Origin of the sequence: Pseudomonas sp. ARP3 (genome assembly GCF_001029595.1) — a bacterium.
GTDB lineage: Bacteria > Pseudomonadota > Gammaproteobacteria > Pseudomonadales > Pseudomonadaceae > Aquipseudomonas > Aquipseudomonas rhodesiae.
Map to the genome: position 1 here is coordinate 46360 of NZ_LEKF01000027.1, position 14699 is coordinate 61058.

Annotated in this window: 14 protein-coding genes and 4 tRNA genes; 7 read left to right on the forward strand and 11 right to left on the reverse strand. The window is 57.1% G+C overall.

The genetic code is table 11. The annotated features are described in order from the left end of the window. Positions 1 to 120: 120 nt before the first annotated feature. Together cheR and ABX75_RS24350 are read right to left on the reverse strand one after the other, a co-directional pair. Positions 121 to 948: a protein-glutamate O-methyltransferase CheR gene (cheR, locus tag ABX75_RS24345; protein ID WP_034099912.1), complete on the reverse strand. Its 828-nt coding sequence runs from the start codon at positions 946 to 948 to the stop codon at positions 121 to 123. Positions 949 to 989: 41 nt separating this feature from the next. Further along, on the reverse strand, positions 990 to 1922 hold the full coding sequence (locus ABX75_RS24350) for a chemotaxis protein CheV (RefSeq protein WP_034099913.1): 933 nt from the start codon (positions 1920 to 1922) through the stop codon (positions 990 to 992). An 81-nt stretch (positions 1923 to 2003) separates the two neighbouring features. Between ABX75_RS24350 and flgA the strand changes: the two genes are divergently transcribed. The 4 genes from flgA to ABX75_RS24370 all read left to right on the forward strand — a co-directional run bounded on the left by flgA (position 2004) and on the right by ABX75_RS24370 (position 4584). Beyond that, positions 2004 to 2759, forward strand: coding sequence for a flagellar basal body P-ring formation chaperone FlgA (flgA, locus tag ABX75_RS24355; protein WP_034099914.1), 756 nt, complete (start codon positions 2004 to 2006; stop codon positions 2757 to 2759). A gap of 140 nt (positions 2760 to 2899) precedes the next feature. Then, entirely contained in the window at positions 2900 to 3220 is a 321-nt protein-coding gene (flgM, locus tag ABX75_RS24360) for a flagellar biosynthesis anti-sigma factor FlgM (RefSeq protein WP_034099915.1), read from the forward strand. A 48-nt stretch (positions 3221 to 3268) separates the two neighbouring features. Further along, on the forward strand, positions 3269 to 3739 hold the full coding sequence (locus ABX75_RS24365) for a flagella synthesis protein FlgN (protein ID WP_034099916.1): 471 nt from the start codon (positions 3269 to 3271) through the stop codon (positions 3737 to 3739). Positions 3740 to 3834: 95 nt separating this feature from the next. Beyond that, on the forward strand, positions 3835 to 4584 hold the full coding sequence (locus ABX75_RS24370) for a flagellar brake protein (protein ID WP_034099917.1): 750 nt from the start codon (positions 3835 to 3837) through the stop codon (positions 4582 to 4584). 58 nt (positions 4585 to 4642) lie between these two features. Here ABX75_RS24370 and ABX75_RS24375 read toward each other — a convergent pair whose 3' ends face one another. Further along, the gene (locus tag ABX75_RS24375) at positions 4643 to 6022 is read right to left on the reverse strand and encodes an MFS transporter (RefSeq protein WP_047882817.1); all 1380 of its coding nucleotides are present in this window, start codon (positions 6020 to 6022) and stop codon (positions 4643 to 4645) included. Between the two features lie 286 nt (positions 6023 to 6308). Continuing rightward, a tRNA-Arg gene (locus ABX75_RS24380) sits at positions 6309 to 6385 on the reverse strand. Positions 6386 to 6709: 324 nt separating this feature from the next. On the opposite strand from ABX75_RS24380, the gene ABX75_RS28790 reads away from it, so the two are divergent. The 3 genes from ABX75_RS28790 to ABX75_RS24395 all read left to right on the forward strand — a co-directional run bounded on the left by ABX75_RS28790 (position 6710) and on the right by ABX75_RS24395 (position 7856). Beyond that, positions 6710 to 6940 carry a hypothetical protein gene (locus ABX75_RS28790; protein ID WP_082136203.1) on the forward strand — a complete coding sequence of 77 codons (231 nt, stop codon included), beginning with the start codon at positions 6710 to 6712 and terminating at the stop codon, positions 6938 to 6940. Positions 6941 to 6950: 10 nt separating this feature from the next. Beyond that, a complete protein-coding gene (locus tag ABX75_RS24385; RefSeq protein WP_047882818.1) occupies positions 6951 to 7130 on the forward strand; it encodes a PA3371 family protein in 180 nt (59 codons plus the stop codon). Between the two features lie 399 nt (positions 7131 to 7529). Continuing rightward, entirely contained in the window at positions 7530 to 7856 is a 327-nt protein-coding gene (locus tag ABX75_RS24395; protein ID WP_017849200.1) for an Arc family DNA-binding protein, read from the forward strand. Positions 7857 to 7984: 128 nt separating this feature from the next. Here ABX75_RS24395 and mgtE read toward each other — a convergent pair whose 3' ends face one another. From mgtE to alaS, 7 genes are all read right to left on the reverse strand, one after another. Next, the gene (gene mgtE, locus ABX75_RS24400) at positions 7985 to 9427 is read right to left on the reverse strand and encodes a magnesium transporter (protein ID WP_034099922.1); all 1443 of its coding nucleotides are present in this window, start codon (positions 9425 to 9427) and stop codon (positions 7985 to 7987) included. Positions 9428 to 9756: 329 nt separating this feature from the next. After that, a tRNA-Arg gene (locus ABX75_RS24405) sits at positions 9757 to 9833 on the reverse strand. Positions 9834 to 9905: 72 nt separating this feature from the next. Beyond that, a tRNA-Arg gene (locus ABX75_RS24410) sits at positions 9906 to 9982 on the reverse strand. A 108-nt stretch (positions 9983 to 10090) separates the two neighbouring features. After that, positions 10091 to 10181 (reverse strand) — tRNA-Ser (locus ABX75_RS24415). Positions 10182 to 10243: 62 nt separating this feature from the next. Beyond that, complete coding sequence (gene csrA, locus ABX75_RS24420; RefSeq protein WP_003175645.1) at positions 10244 to 10432, reverse strand: carbon storage regulator CsrA; 189 nt, start codon at positions 10430 to 10432, stop codon at positions 10244 to 10246. 186 nt (positions 10433 to 10618) lie between these two features. Next, complete coding sequence (locus tag ABX75_RS24425) at positions 10619 to 11860, reverse strand: aspartate kinase (RefSeq protein ID WP_034099923.1); 1242 nt, start codon at positions 11858 to 11860, stop codon at positions 10619 to 10621. Between the two features lie 95 nt (positions 11861 to 11955). Beyond that, entirely contained in the window at positions 11956 to 14574 is a 2619-nt protein-coding gene (gene alaS, locus ABX75_RS24430; protein WP_040269234.1) for an alanine--tRNA ligase, read from the reverse strand. Positions 14575 to 14699 lie beyond the last annotated feature (125 nt).

The window sequence follows — 14699 nt, forward strand, 5'->3', positions numbered from 1 at the left end:
AAAACTAAAAGTGGGAGGAGGCTTGCCTCCGATAGCGGTGTATCAAGTCATGGATAGGTGACTGATCCGACGCTATCGGGGGCAAGCCCCCTCCCACATTTTTGACTGTACAGGCCTTGTTTACTTGGCCTGGTAGATGATGCCAGGGCTGCACTGCACCATCTGGTAGTGATCCGGCAGGCCGTTAAGCGCCTCAGACGCTCCGAGGAACAAGTAGCCGCCACGCTTGAGCGTGCCATGGATACGCAACAGGATGTCTTTCTTCACTTCGGCCGAAAAGTAGATCAGCACGTTGCGGCAGAACACCATGTCGAACTTGCCCAGGCTGGCGTAACTGTCGAGCAGGTTGAACGAGCGAAACTCCACTCGGCTCTTGATCGGCGCCTTTACCGCCCAACGCCCTGCTCCCTTGGAGTCAAAGTAACGTTGCAAACGCTCCTGAGACAAACCGCGACCCAGTGCCAGGGTGTCGTATTCGCCGGTCTTGCAGTTGTTCAGCATGGTCCCGGACAGGTCAGTGGCGACAATCTGTGCCCCAGCCTTCAACTGGCCCATGTTGGTCCGCTCGAACTCGTCGATAGCCATGGAAATCGAGTACGGTTCCTGCCCCGACGAACAGGCCGCCGACCAGATGCGCAAGCGCTGTCCGGGACTGGCCTTGATGGCTTCCGGCAACACCTTGCTCTTAAGCACTTCAAAGGGATACGTATCGCGAAACCACAGGGTTTCGTTGGTGGTCATGGCATCGACCACCATCTCCTTGAGCCCACTGCGCGGCTGACTCTGGATCCGCTGAACCAACTCGCCCAGGGACTTGATACCCTGCTGCTCCATCAGCTTGTTGAGACGGCTGGATACCAGGTACTGCTTGTTCTCACCGAGCAATATGCCACAGGCCTTTTCCAGGAAGACCCGGAACTGTTCAAAATCCAAATTACCTGTCGACACTGATACCGCCTCTAAAATCGTATGATCGCCAAGGTTAAACCTTAGCCGTGATCTGCTGCGTTGATCCGGTCGACAACCCGCGATGCAAGGTCATCAGGACGGAATTTGGCCAGGAAATCATCCGCCCCGACCTTTTTGACCATGGCCTGGTTGAATACACCCGACAATGAAGTATGCAGGACGATATGCAATTTTTGCATACGCGGGTCGCTACGTATCTCGGCTGTGAGAGTGTAGCCGTCCATTTCCGGCATCTCGATATCCGAGATCATCATCAGGAATTCTTCTTCCGGCTTCTTGCCCTCATCCACCAGTTTGCGCAGGTAATCCAGCGCCTGGCGGCCATCGTTGAGCGCCACCACTTCCACACCGACAGTTTGCAGGCAACGGGTCACCTGCTTGCGCGCCACGGAAGAGTCATCCACCGTCAGCACACGCAAGGACACCGCTTTGTGCGCCGTCTCGGCATCGACCACGCCCACCGAAATGGTCTCAGAGGTAGGGGCAACTTCGGCGAGGATCTTCTCCACATCGATAATTTCCACCAACTGGTTATCGACCCGCGTCACCGCCGTGAGGTAGTGATCGCGGCCGGTGCCCTTGGGTGGTGGATGGATCTCTTCCCAGTTCATGTTGACAATGCGCTCCACCGAGCGCACCAGGAAACCCTGGGTCTTGGTGTTGTACTCGGTGATGATCACGAACGGACTTTCACGGTCCTGAAGACCGGACGAGCCTGTCGCCAGGGCCAGATCAAGAATCGGGATAGTGGCGCCGCGAATATTGGCCACACCACATACCACCGGACTGGATTTGGGCATGATCGTCAGTTTGGGGCATTGCAGCACTTCCCGCACTTTGAACACATTGATGCCATACAGCTGCCTGCCATCGAGGCGGAAAAGCAACAACTCCAGGCGATTCTGCCCTACCAGCTGTGTGCGCTGGTTTACTGAATCCATTACACCTGCCATGCCCAGACTCCTACGCTAAAACCTTCGGGGGTACGACGCGCACCCGACACTAAACGGCACGAGCTTTGCTATTTGTTGGCTATGGATATGAAAACGACAGTTTCCCGACACCCCCGCCACCGCAGATTGCTCAGCGTCTCGATGGCATTGCTGGCTTTCTGCCTGGGCACCACGGCCCGCGCAGAGAACGTCACCTTGCCTGATCTCCTTATCGGCGTCACTCAAGGCTTTCTTGAGTTCACTGTAGAAGATTATCTGGCAACTACACAGACGCTGGGTCGTTATGAAATCCAAGTCAACCAATTGGACCCTCGCCTGCGCATGCCGATGTGCGACAAGGAATTGACAGCCACCCTGGAAAGTCCTGCCCAGCCCATCGGCCGTGTGACTGTAAGGGTCCGGTGCGACGGCGCCTCGCCCTGGACCGTGTTTGTGCCGGCGCAGGTCAAACTATTCCGCGATGTGGTGGTGGTGGCGAGGCCACTGAAGCGCACCGGGATCATCGCTTTTGAGGATGTCGTCTTACGTGAACGTGACATCAGTCAGATCAGTCAGGGCTATCTGACGAGCGTCGACCAGGCCATCGGGCAGAGATTAACCCGACCAGTGGTCACCGATCAGGTTCTCACGCTGGTTCATTTAGAGCAGGCCGAGGTTATCCGTAAGGGCGATCAGGTGGTGATTTCAGCCAGTAGCGGCGCTTTGAATGTGAAAATGCCCGGTGAAGCACTGTCCAACGGCGGCATGAGCGAGCAGATCCGGGTTAAGAACCTCAATTCAAACCGCGTGATCAAAGCGCGCGTGACCGCCCCAGGACAAGTGGAGGTGGCTTTATAGATCGCTGGTAGAGGACGCTGGGTTTTCCTACACTGTGCACGAGAAGTCCCGTGTGGAGATTTATTGTCATTCGCGCCTAAAGTTTATCCGGGTATGGCCGAAAACATGGCAAGCGTCCAAATACCCAGAGGTTTTTTATCATGGTCATTGATTTCAATCGTTTAAATAACTCCCCGGCAACGTCTGGTACTGCTCGCACCACGGGTGCCAAAGAAAGTGCGGAAACCAAGGCCCCAGCGCCTGCCAAGACGGAACAGACCAGCGCCAGCCAGAGCGGGGAATCGGTACACCTGAGCAATGAGGCTCAACAGTTGCAGAAGGTCACTGACTCGCTGCGCGATCAACCGGTGGTCAATAAAGCCCGCGTGGCCGAATTGAAACAGGCAATCGCTGATGGCAGCTACAAAGTCGACAGCAACCGTGTAGCCAGCAAGCTGCTTAACTTCGAAGCCGAGCGCTAGGCAAAGGCCTGCGCCGGGCTTTTGGACGCTTAAAACCCAAGGCCAGCCATGCATCACGACGAAACCCTGCTTCAACTGATCATCGATGATCTAGCGCCGACGCAACAGTTGCTCGAGCTGCTAAAAGAAGAATCCTTGGCGCTCTATGGCCGGGATATGCCGCTCCTTGAGGAAATCCTGGCGCGCAAGCAGTCGCTGATCGTCCTACTGGAACAGCATGGCAAGAAACGCAGCCAGATCCTTATCAGCCTGGGTCTGCCCGCAGACCATGACGGCCTGGCACAGCTGGCCAGCCACTCCTCGGTGGGCGACCATCTGCTCACTCAGAGCAAAGCACTCAATCAATTGCTCAGCCAGTGCCAGGAAGCCAATCAACTCAACGGCCAGTCGATTCAGCTTCAGCAAGCTACGACGGCCAACCAGTTGCGTATACTCCACGGCGGCGAGCCACCGGCGCTGTATAACGCTCAGGGCTCCACCTCGCGTCTGGTCAAGCCTAGCACCCGCAGCCAAGCCTGACACCGGTTTACCGCGCGCCCTATCCAAGGCGCGCTACATGCTGGCAAAATGCCGGTTCTTGCGTGTAGTCGTATTTGTCTGGAGATGGAAGAACCGTGTTCAACGCTCTTAATGCGGAAGATGCTCCGCAGCCCCCCAAGGTCCTCACCACGCCTCTGGAAATCGCCGGCAACTTGCGAATGCTGCAAGAAAGCCATGACCCGCTGATCATTACGTTTCACGAGCGCAGCCAGCGTTTCCAGAGTTATCTGGTGGATGTCGATCGGGACAGTAACACGCTGGTCATGGACGAAATGATCCCCCGCGACGGTGAGCGCTATCTTGAAAATGGCGAGCCGTTCCGCATCGAAGGCTTCCACGATGGCGTGCGCGTCGCGTGGGAAAGCAACGGTGGCATGACCATCAGCGAAAAGAATGGTCACCGCATCTACACCGGCAGCATGCCCAATGAAGTTGTGTATCACCAACGCAGGAATGCCTTTCGTGCAGCCCTGAAGCTGGCACAGTTGGTGAACATCGAGCTGGGTGGTGAAAAGCTCAAGGCACCGATCAACGGCAAGCTATTGGATATTTCCGCCACCGGCTGCAAATTGCGCTTCGAGGGAGACATCACTGAGCGCCTGCAACTGGGCCAGGTCTATGACCGATTTATCGCCGCCCTGCCCTTCGGCAGCATGACCACCTCGGTCGAACTGCGCTACCTGCACTTCGAAGAGAAGATCAACACCACTTTCGCCGGCGTACGCTTCCATAATATGAGCGGGCTGGTGCAGCGACAGGTCGAGCGTTTCGTTTACCAATTGCAGCGCGAAGCACGTCGTTTCGACAAAGACGACGACTTTTAAGCGCCACAGGTCGCAATAAAAAACGGGCAGCCCTCAGGGGTCTGCCCGTTTTTCGTTGTTAGGGACGCGCCCCGCTCAAGCCGTTGGGATGCTCGTCGGAGTCCGGCTGCTCGGCAGGCGCCTCGGTACCGGGCTCCTCGACCGGCGGCTGCGGCGGCTCGACTTCGGACTCGGGGCTCGTTTGCATCTGATCCTGCACCACTTGCTCATCCACCCGCGGATCGAGCGCCGCGACCAACGGCGAACTGGACATACTGTCGGGCATCGCTACGTGATGCAAAGGCGCGTCGTCCACCTGATGCAGATTAGTGACAGCCTTGGGCCTAATCCGCCACACCAGGATCAGCGCGCACAAGGTGAAAAACGCGTACAGCATCTGACTGCCGAACAACTTCATCACCACACCCGCCAACAAAGGCCCGACACTGGCGCCGACGCCATAGGTAACCAACAGCATGGCCGTCAAAGATACCCGGCGGTCACCTTCGACATGGTCGTTGGAAAACGCCACCGCCAGCGGGTAGAGGCAAAACTGCACCAACGAGCACAGGAACCCGGCGATGAACAACACCTCCAGCGGCACCTGAGTGAGAATCGCCAACGGCAATGACGCCACGGCCAGGCAAAGCGCGAAGCAACGGATCAGCAGCGCGCGATCATAACGATCCGATAACCAGCCCAACGGCCACTGCACCACCAACCCGGCAAAGATGCAGCTACCCATGAACAGGCCGACCTGCTCGGTCGTCAACCCCTGCTGGGACGCATACAGCGGCGCCAAACCGTAGAAAGAACCGACGATCAGCCCCGCGCCCAACACTGTACTCAGCGACTGCGGCACGCGCTTGATGAAGAAGCGCGGCTCCATCGGAGCCGGCCGCAAAGGCGCCGGGTGAATGCGCCGAGTCATGGCAACCGGTACCAGACAAAGCGCAAAGCACAACGCGACCAGCATCAACAGTTCCAGGCCGAGCTGGGGATGCATCACCAGAATCAACTGACCCAGTACCAGACCCAGATAAGAGGCGATCATATAGCCACTGAACACCACACCACGCTGCTTGGCGTCCGCCTGTTCGTTGAGCCAGCTTTCAATGACCATGTACTGGCACATCATGCCCAGACCCACGATCACCCGCAGCACGATCCAGGCCGGCAGCCAATCGACCAGGCCATGACCCAACACCGCCGCACCGACAATTCCGGCACAGGTCGCATACGCGCGGATATGCCCGACTCGGGCAATCAGGCGGTGTCCAATCTTGCCGCCCAGCACCAGACCAAAATAGTTGGCGGCCATCAGCGCACCGACCCACAGGCTGTCAACGTTATCAGCCGCCAGGCGCAGAGCCAGGTAGGTGCTGAGCAAGCCAGAGCCGATCAGCATCATCAAGGAGGCGAAATAAAGGGCTCGAAAAGATTTCCAGATCTGTCGCATCGGCGTTCCGAGCGGCTCCTTGCAGTGAGAAACAGGGCTATCGGCATGATAGTCCCCGGTGGTCGGTTCCGGACAGGCAATACAGGCAGCTTCCGGGGATAAATTTTTACAAAACAATTGACTGCTGTTCAGACGATGCTCAGTGGGGTGCGAGGTACACCGTTGCCACAAATACACGCTAAGCCCTGCTGTGAACCTCGATTGACGCCAAGGTTCGACCCGTGTTGCAAAAGTTCAAGCGCGCACAAAAAAGCCCCGCCGGATATTCCGTACGGGGCTTTGAATATGGCGTCCCAGGGCCGGTTCGAACGGCCAACCTTCCCCTTAGGAGGGGGATGCTCTATCCAATTGAGCTACTGGGACTAATGACAGCCATCAAGCCATGGCGGCGATGGACGGCGTGCATGTTAACGGCGGAGGTGGGTTTTGTCATGTCGTCCTTAGGCTTTTTGCCCGTAAGCCGATCCTGACTACAGCGAATTCGGTTTCGCCCCGTAAACATAGGCACTTGGTCTAAGTCGTGCAAAATGCACTCCCCCAAACTGGTCGCGTTGCAAATTGCAACCTGAGAAGCAGCATAAACGCTTACAAGCCATTGATTTTATTGAGTTAATGGTTTGGCACGACACCTGCAATACTGTTCTTATACCCCACCACTCAGCCAGGCGGTAAACGGAGAACATGCCCATGAACAGCGCCCTTCTGTTAGCTCTCAATTCTGTCGCCCTGGCTGCACTGGTGATGTTTCACTTTCAATCGTCAAATGCGCAGGACCCAGCGCAGATCAGCCAACACGCTGTTCCACACCACTTGCAGCAACGCCCGCAACTGGCAGTGATGACGCCAACCGCGCAATCTCCCGTACGCCTGAGCCAGGGCACCCAGGCCGCACCTACATCCGAACACTGGGTTTTCTGAGAATTTAATAATGAGCAAATCTGCCTGGCTTTTTTTGTGCTTGACCACCGCCACCGGCCTGTATGGCTTAGAGACGTATACAAAAGATGAGCAAAGCACCGCTTTAATTATCAGCGGCATATCCGCCTGCTTTTTCTTACTAACCCTTTTCGTAGGCCGTCGGATCAAATTCGATCCGATCCTGCGCTGACAGCTCCTCCTCTTCCTTTCATTCACCCCTACCTTACGTCGCCTCAACCTACTCATTTGGCCGTTTGCCACTAGTCTAAAGGATAAGGGCAAAAGGCCACTTTGCTATAGGATGTGCGGCCTCAAACCCTGCTGCGACTGGGTTTTCGGGATAGTTCCATCTGGGTAGCCCCTCAAGTGAATGTTTTCCAACCAGTCCGCAAAAATGCAAATCAGTGCTGGCATAAAGCCTCCAGGCAGTTCAATATTTGTCACAGAATTGACGCCAAGGAACTGGCAAATGTGAGGCATGATGCGGCCTCTTTGCAATTCGGGTTGAACTTTGGTCGTGAGTCTTGTCTTAACACTCATCTTGCGGCCAATTCCAGAAACCGCTCCCCTGAACTAACCGGTTAAATATATGCGCCCATTGAAACAGGCAATTTATTCCAGCCGTACGGCTGACAAGTTCGTCGTACGTCTGCCAGACGGAATGCGGGAACGCATTGCCGAGGTGGCTCGCAATCATCACCGCAGCATGAACTCCGAAATCATCGCGCGCCTGGAACAGAGCCTTATTCAGGAAGGTGCGTTGGGTGAAGAGTTGAGCATGCGCCTGGACAGTCCTGAGCTGTCGCTGCACGAACGCGAACTGCTGCAGCGTTTTCGTCAGCTCTCCCATCGCCAGCAAAATGCTCTCGTCTCGCTGATCGCGCACGACGTTGAGGCGGCCGCAGAAGCCGAATGAATTGCAACTGAAAGCAGAAGCCAGCCTAGTGCTGGCTTTTTTTTGCGTGGGATTTGTGAAGACAACCGCAAGAGCAAGTCTGCTCGCTCTTGCGGCGTAGCGGCCGGGCAGCCGCGCATCGAGTTGGCTTAGAGGAGAAAGATCGTCGCCAGGCCCAGGAATATAAAGAAGCCGCCGCTGTCGGTCATGGCCGTGATCATCACGCTGGCACCCATGGCAGGGTCGCGTCCCAGGCGTGCCAAGGTCATGGGTATCAACACCCCCATCAGCGCCGCCAACAGAAGGTTAAGGGTCATGGCGGCAGTCATCACTACGCCAAGCGACCAGCTGCCATACAGCAAGTAAGCCACGACGCCGATCACGCCGCCCCATACCAATCCGTTGATCAAGCCCACCGCCAATTCTTTGCGCAGCAATCGCGAGGAGTTGGCAGTACTCACCTGATCCAGTGCCATCGCACGCACAATCATGGTAATCGTCTGGTTGCCTGAGTTGCCGCCGATGCCTGCCACAATCGGCATCAGCGCCGCCAACGCCACCAGCTTCTCGATGGAGCCTTCGAACAATCCGATCACGCGGGATGCGATAAACGCAGTAATCAGATTGATTGCAAGCCACGCCCAGCGGTTATGCAGCGAACGCCAAACCGAGGCAAAAATATCTTCCTCTTCACGCAGACCCGCCATGTTGAGGACTTCGGTCTCACTCTCTTCACGGATCAGGTCGACGATTTCATCGATAGTCAGACGACCAATCAGCTTGCCGTTCTTATCGACCACGGGAGCCGAAATCAAGTCGTAACGCTCGAAGGCCTGAGCCGCCTCGTAAGCATCTTCGTCAGGATGAAAGCTCACCGTGTCGCTAGCCATCAAATCGGCCACTTTTTTCTCAGGGTCGTTGACCAGCAGCCGCTTGATCGGCAGCACACCCTTGAGAATACCTTCGTAATCCACCACGAACAGCTTATCGGTGTGGCTTGGCAATTCTTTCAATCGACGCAGATAGCGTAGTACCACTTCCAGGCTGACGTCTTCACGGATGGTGACCATCTCGAAGTCCATCAGGGCGCCGACTTGATCCTCATCGTAGGACAACGCTGAGCGCACGCGCTCGCGCTGCTGACCGTCAAGGGCCTCCATCAGCTCGTGGACAACATCACGCGGCAATTCCGGCGCCAGGTCGGCCAGTTCGTCGGCGTCCATCTCCTTGGCCGCCGCTAACAGTTCGTGATCGTCCATGTCGGCGATCAGGGTTTCACGCACCGAGTCCGACACTTCGAGCAGGATGTCGCCATCACGGTCGGCCTTGACCAACTGCCACAGGGTCAGTCGATCATCGAGCGGGAGGGCTTCAAGTATGTAGGCGACGTCGGCAGAGTGCAGATCATCGAGCTTGCGTTGCAGCTCGACGAGGTTTTGCCGGTGCACCAGGTTTTCGACGCGGTCGTGGTGAGGACCTTCCTGGCGGTGCGTTAGGTCTTCGACCACACGCTGGCGCTGCAGCAGCTCGATAACTTGAGCAAGGCGATCCTGCAGGCTTTCTTGAGTTTTCTTTACTTCAACTTCGGTCATAGGCGAACTCCACTCCCAGCAGCGGGGCACGCCGGAAGGATCAATCAGTCAATTCATGATTGGTGAAACGGGGCACTGAGTAACTACTGGGTAAGTCCATGGAGGTATTCCACAAGCCCCGGCGGGGCTGACGGGCGCAATGATACACCTTGCGTCCGCTTTTAACGTTAAAAAACTGGAAAGAACAAGCGCTTGCGAGCCAAAGTTGAGTATTGGCCGCATCTATGAACTGCGACGACGCAGACGGAAAGGAAAACACATGGGCCGAGAGAAAAAAGATAAAACCCCAGACGGCAAAAAGCCCGCGCTAGGCGGGCTTTTTGTTTGTATGGTGCACTCGACAGGATTCGAACCTGTGACCGCTCGGTTCGTAGCCGAGTACTCTATCCAGCTGAGCTACGAGTGCAGATTGTGTTTTTAGACCAGATCACAACTGGTTGAAGCCAAGCTACCTGCATCGCTGCAGCTAACTCTTAAATGGTGCACTCGACAGGATTCGAACCTGTGACCGCTCGGTTCGTAGCCGAGTACTCTATCCAGCTGAGCTACGAGTGCATTTGTTGCCGCGCATTATAGGCCGTTCAATCTCTATGTAAAGCGATTTTTTCGAGTAATTTCAACAACTTACCGATAAATCCAGATTGCAACGTACTAAGCAAATAATGGCGGAGAACGGGGGATTCGAACCCCCGACACCCTTTTGAGGTGTACTCCCTTAGCAGGGGAGCGCCTTCGGCCACTCGGCCAGCTCTCCGCAACACGGGGCGTATATTAACCACGTTCATCCCCGTTTGCAAACATAAAAAACGATAAAAATTAAAGGCTTGGTTCTTCGTCCTTCTCTTTCTTGATCCGCAGGTAAATTTCCTCGCGGTGGACCGCTACCTCTTTCGGAGCGTTAACCCCGATACGCACTTGATTGCCTTTAACGCCGAGCACGGTCACGGTGATTTCTCCATCACCGATAATCAGGCTTTCTGCGCAACGACGAGTCAGAATCAGCATGCCTTTCTCCTCACGCATTTCAGTTCAGGAACAACAGTCTGCAAAAAAAAGGCCTTCGACCTACAACCCGAAAGCCATAGCCCTACCCGCCTAAGTATTGTCGAGCGCGCGCAAAAGAACAGGTCCTACACACGCAGCCCACAAAAAAATGAAAGGCGCGGTAAACCGCGCCTTTCTGGCATTACGTCACTCGCCCTGTCGGGCTGGAGCGTCCAGCTCAAAAGCGGTATGCAGCGCGCGTACAGCCAGTTCCAGGTACTTCTCTTCGATCACCACCGAGACTTTGATTTCCGAGGTGGAGATCATCTGGATGTTGATGCTTTCCTTGGCCAGGGCTTCGAACATGCGGCTGGCAACGCCGGCGTGGGAACGCATGCCCACGCCTACGATGGAGACCTTGGCAATCTTGGTGTCACCCACCACTTCACGGGCGCCGATTTCTTTTGCAGTGTTCTGCAGAATACGCTCAGCCGCGTCGTATTCGTTGCGGTGCACGGTGAAGGTGAAATCGGTGGTGTTATCGTGCGAAACGTTCTGCACGATCATGTCGACTTCAATGTTTGCGCCACTGATAGGGCCCAGGATCTTGAATGCCACGCCCGGGGTGTCTGGCACGCCACGGATCGTCAGCTTGGCTTCATCGCGGTTGAAAGCGATGCCGGAAATGATCGGCTGTTCCATGGATTCCTCTTCATCAATAGTAATGAGGGTGCCCGGACCCTCTTTGAAGCTGTGCAATACGCGCAGCGGAACGTTGTACTTGCCGGCGAATTCCACCGCGCGGATTTGCAGCACCTTGGAACCGAGACTGGCCATCTCCAGCATCTCTTCAAAGGTGATCTTGTCCAGGCGCTGCGCCACGGACACCACACGCGGGTCCGTGGTGTAGACGCCATCCACATCGGTGTAGATCTGGCATTCATCAGCCTTGAGAGCTGCCGCCAGTGCCACGCCGGTGGTGTCCGAACCGCCACGGCCAAGGGTGGTGATGTTGCCCTGCTCGTCCACACCCTGGAAGCCCGCTACAACTACCACACGCCCGGCTTTCAGATCAGCGCGAATTTTCTGATCGTCGATCTGCAGAATACGCGCCTTGGTATGAGCGCTGTCGGTGAGGATGCGCACTTGGCTGCCTGTGTAGGACACAGCCGGCACGCCGCGTTTGTTCAGGGCCATGGCCAACAGGGCAATGGTCACCTGTTCGCCGGTGGACACGATCACATCCAGTTCGCGCGGCAACGGTTGCTGGTCGCCACTGATTGCCTTGGCCAGATCGATCAGGCGATTGGTCTCGCCGCTCATGGCCGAAAGCACCACCACCAGGTCGTCGCCAGCGTCGCGGAATTTCTTAACTTTGTCGGCCACCTGCTCGATTCTTTCGACAGAGCCGACCGAGGTGCCTCCAAATTTCTGTACGATCAAAGCCATTTCCAGCCGCCTCAGCCCGTAAAGGGGCGCCTAAATATCCAATCAACCAGCACTGATCAGGCCCGCGACTAGACCACGGGCCGATTCACAGTGCCTTAAATGCCAGCCTCGACAAACGGCACGGTCAGGGCCAGGGCCGCATCCAGGGCACCGGCGTCTACACCACCGCCTTGTGCCATGTCAGGACGACCACCGCCCTTCCCGCCCACTGCCGCAGCGGCTTGCTTCATCAAATCACCGGCTTTGAGTTGGCCAGTCAGGTCTTTGGTTACACCGGCAACCAGTACGACCTTTTCCTCATGGACACCGCCGAGCAGGATCACTGCGCGGCCGAGCTTGTTTTTCAACTGATCGACCAGGGCCAACAACGCCTTGCCGTCCTGACCGTCCAGGCGTGCGGCCAGGACTTTCACGTCCTTGACGTCAACGGCCGAAGCCGACAGATCGTCGCCCGCTGCGCTGGCAGCCTTGGCTTGCAACTGTTCCAGCTGTTTCTCCAGGGCACGGTTGCGCTCCAGGACAGCGGACAGCTTGTCGATCAGGTTGTCGCGGCTGCCCTTGACCAGGCTGGCCGCTTCCTTGAGTTGTTCTTCCGCCGCGTTCAGGTATGCCAGGGCCGCAGCGCCGGTCACCGCTTCGATACGACGTACACCGGACGCCACGCCGCCTTCGCTGATGATCTTGAGCAAGGCAATGTCGCCAGTACGGTTGGCGTGGATACCGCCACACAGTTCCACCGAGAAATCGCCGCCCATGCTCAGCACGCGCACGCTGTCGCCGTACTTCTCGCCGAACAATGCCATGGCGCCCTTGGCCTTGGCCGTCTCGATATCGGTCTCGACGGTTTCAACCGGGGTGTTCTTGCGGATTTCGGCGTTGACGATGTCTTCCAGTGCCTTGATCTGCTCTGGCTTGATCGCTTCGAAGTGGCTGAAGTCGAAACGCAGGCGCTGACTGTCGACCAACGAACCTTTCTGCTGAACGTGTTCACCCAGCACCTGGCGCAGGGCGGCATGCAGCAAGTGGGTGGCCGAGTGGTTCAGCGACGTGGCGTGGCGCACGTCGGCGTCTACCTGGGTGTCCACCGGGGAGCCTACGGTCAGACTGCCTGAGGCCAGCACACCGTGGTGCAGGAAGGCGCCGCCGGTCTTGGTGGTATCACGTACGTCGAAACGACCGGAGCTGGATTTGACGAAACCACAGTCGCCGATCTGACCGCCGGATTCGGCATAGAACGGGGTCTGATCCAGCACCACGACACCCTCGTCGCCTTCGTTCAACACGTCGACCGACTGGCCTTCCTTGTACAGCGCGACCACTTTGGCCGAGCCGCTGGTGGCCTTGTAGCCGGTGAACTCGGTGGCCACATCCACCTTGACCAGGCTGTTGTAGTCCATGCCGAAGGAACTGGCCGAGCGTGCGCGTACGCGCTGGGCTTCCATCTCGCGTTCGAAACCTTCCTCGTCGAGGGTCAGGTTGCGCTCGCGGGCGATGTCGCCGGTCAGGTCCATCGGGAAGCCGTAGGTGTCGTAGAGCTTGAACACCACGTCGCCCGGCACCACGTTGCCCGACAGGTTGGCCAGGTCTTGTTCGAGGATCTTCAGGCCCTGTTCCAGGGTTTTGGCGAACTGCTCTTCTTCGGCCTTGAGCACGCGCTCGATGTGCGCCTGGTTCTGCTTGAGTTCCGGGAAGGCATCGCCCATCTCGGCGACCAGGGCCGCGACGATCTGGTAGAAGAAGCTGCCATTGGCGCCCAGCTTGTTACCGTGACGGCAAGCGCGACGAATGATGCGACGCAGCACATAGCCACGGCCTTCGTTGGACGGCAGTACGCCGTCGGCGATCAGGAAGCCGCAGGAACGGATGTGGTCGGCCACCACTTTGAGCGAGGCTTGGTCATCATTACTGCAACCGATGGCCTTGGCGGCCGCAGCCAGCAGGCTCTGGAACAGATCGATTTCGTAGTTGGAATGAACGTGCTGCATCACCGCACTGATCCGCTCCAGGCCCATGCCGGTGTCCACCGACGGTGCCGGCAGCGGATGCAACACACCATCGGCGGTGCGGTTGAACTGCATGAAAACGTTGTTCCAGATCTCGATGTAACGGTCGCCGTCTTCTTCCGGCGAGCCCGGCGGGCCACCCCAGATATCGGCGCCGTGGTCGTAGAAGATCTCGGTGCAAGGGCCGCATGGGCCGGTATCGCCCATGGTCCAGAAGTTGTCGGACGCGTAAGGTGCGCCTTTGTTGTCGCCGATACGCACCATGCGCTCGGCCGGCACGCCCACTTGTTTGGTCCAGATGTCGTACGCCTCGTCATCGCTGGCGTAGACGGTGACCCAGAGTTTTTCCTTCGGCAGTTTCAGCACGCCGGTCAGGAAGGTCCAGGCGAAGTTGATCGCGTCTTGCTTGAAATAATCGCCAAAGCTGAAGTTGCCGAGCATTTCGAAAAAGGTGTGGTGACGGGCGGTATAGCCGACGTTTTCCAGGTCGTTGTGCTTACCACCGGCGCGCACGCACTTCTGGCTGCTGACCGCGCGGGTGTAGGCGCGCTTTTCCTGGCCCAGGAAGCAGTCCTTGAACTGGTTCATCCCCGCGTTAGTGAACAGCAGGGTAGGGTCATTGCCTGGGATCAAGGAGCTGGAGGAGACACGGGTGTGACCTTGCTCTTCGAAGAAGCGAAGGAAGGCTTCACGGATTTCTGCGCTTTTCATTAGGTTCTTCCACGGAGGCTGCGGCCAAAGGCCAGTGCGCAACATCATCAGACGGAGCGACGGCAAAGGGCCGCATTATATCGGCCCTTTGCCGGTGGTACAGCGTGTTTATGCGATAGAGAGGT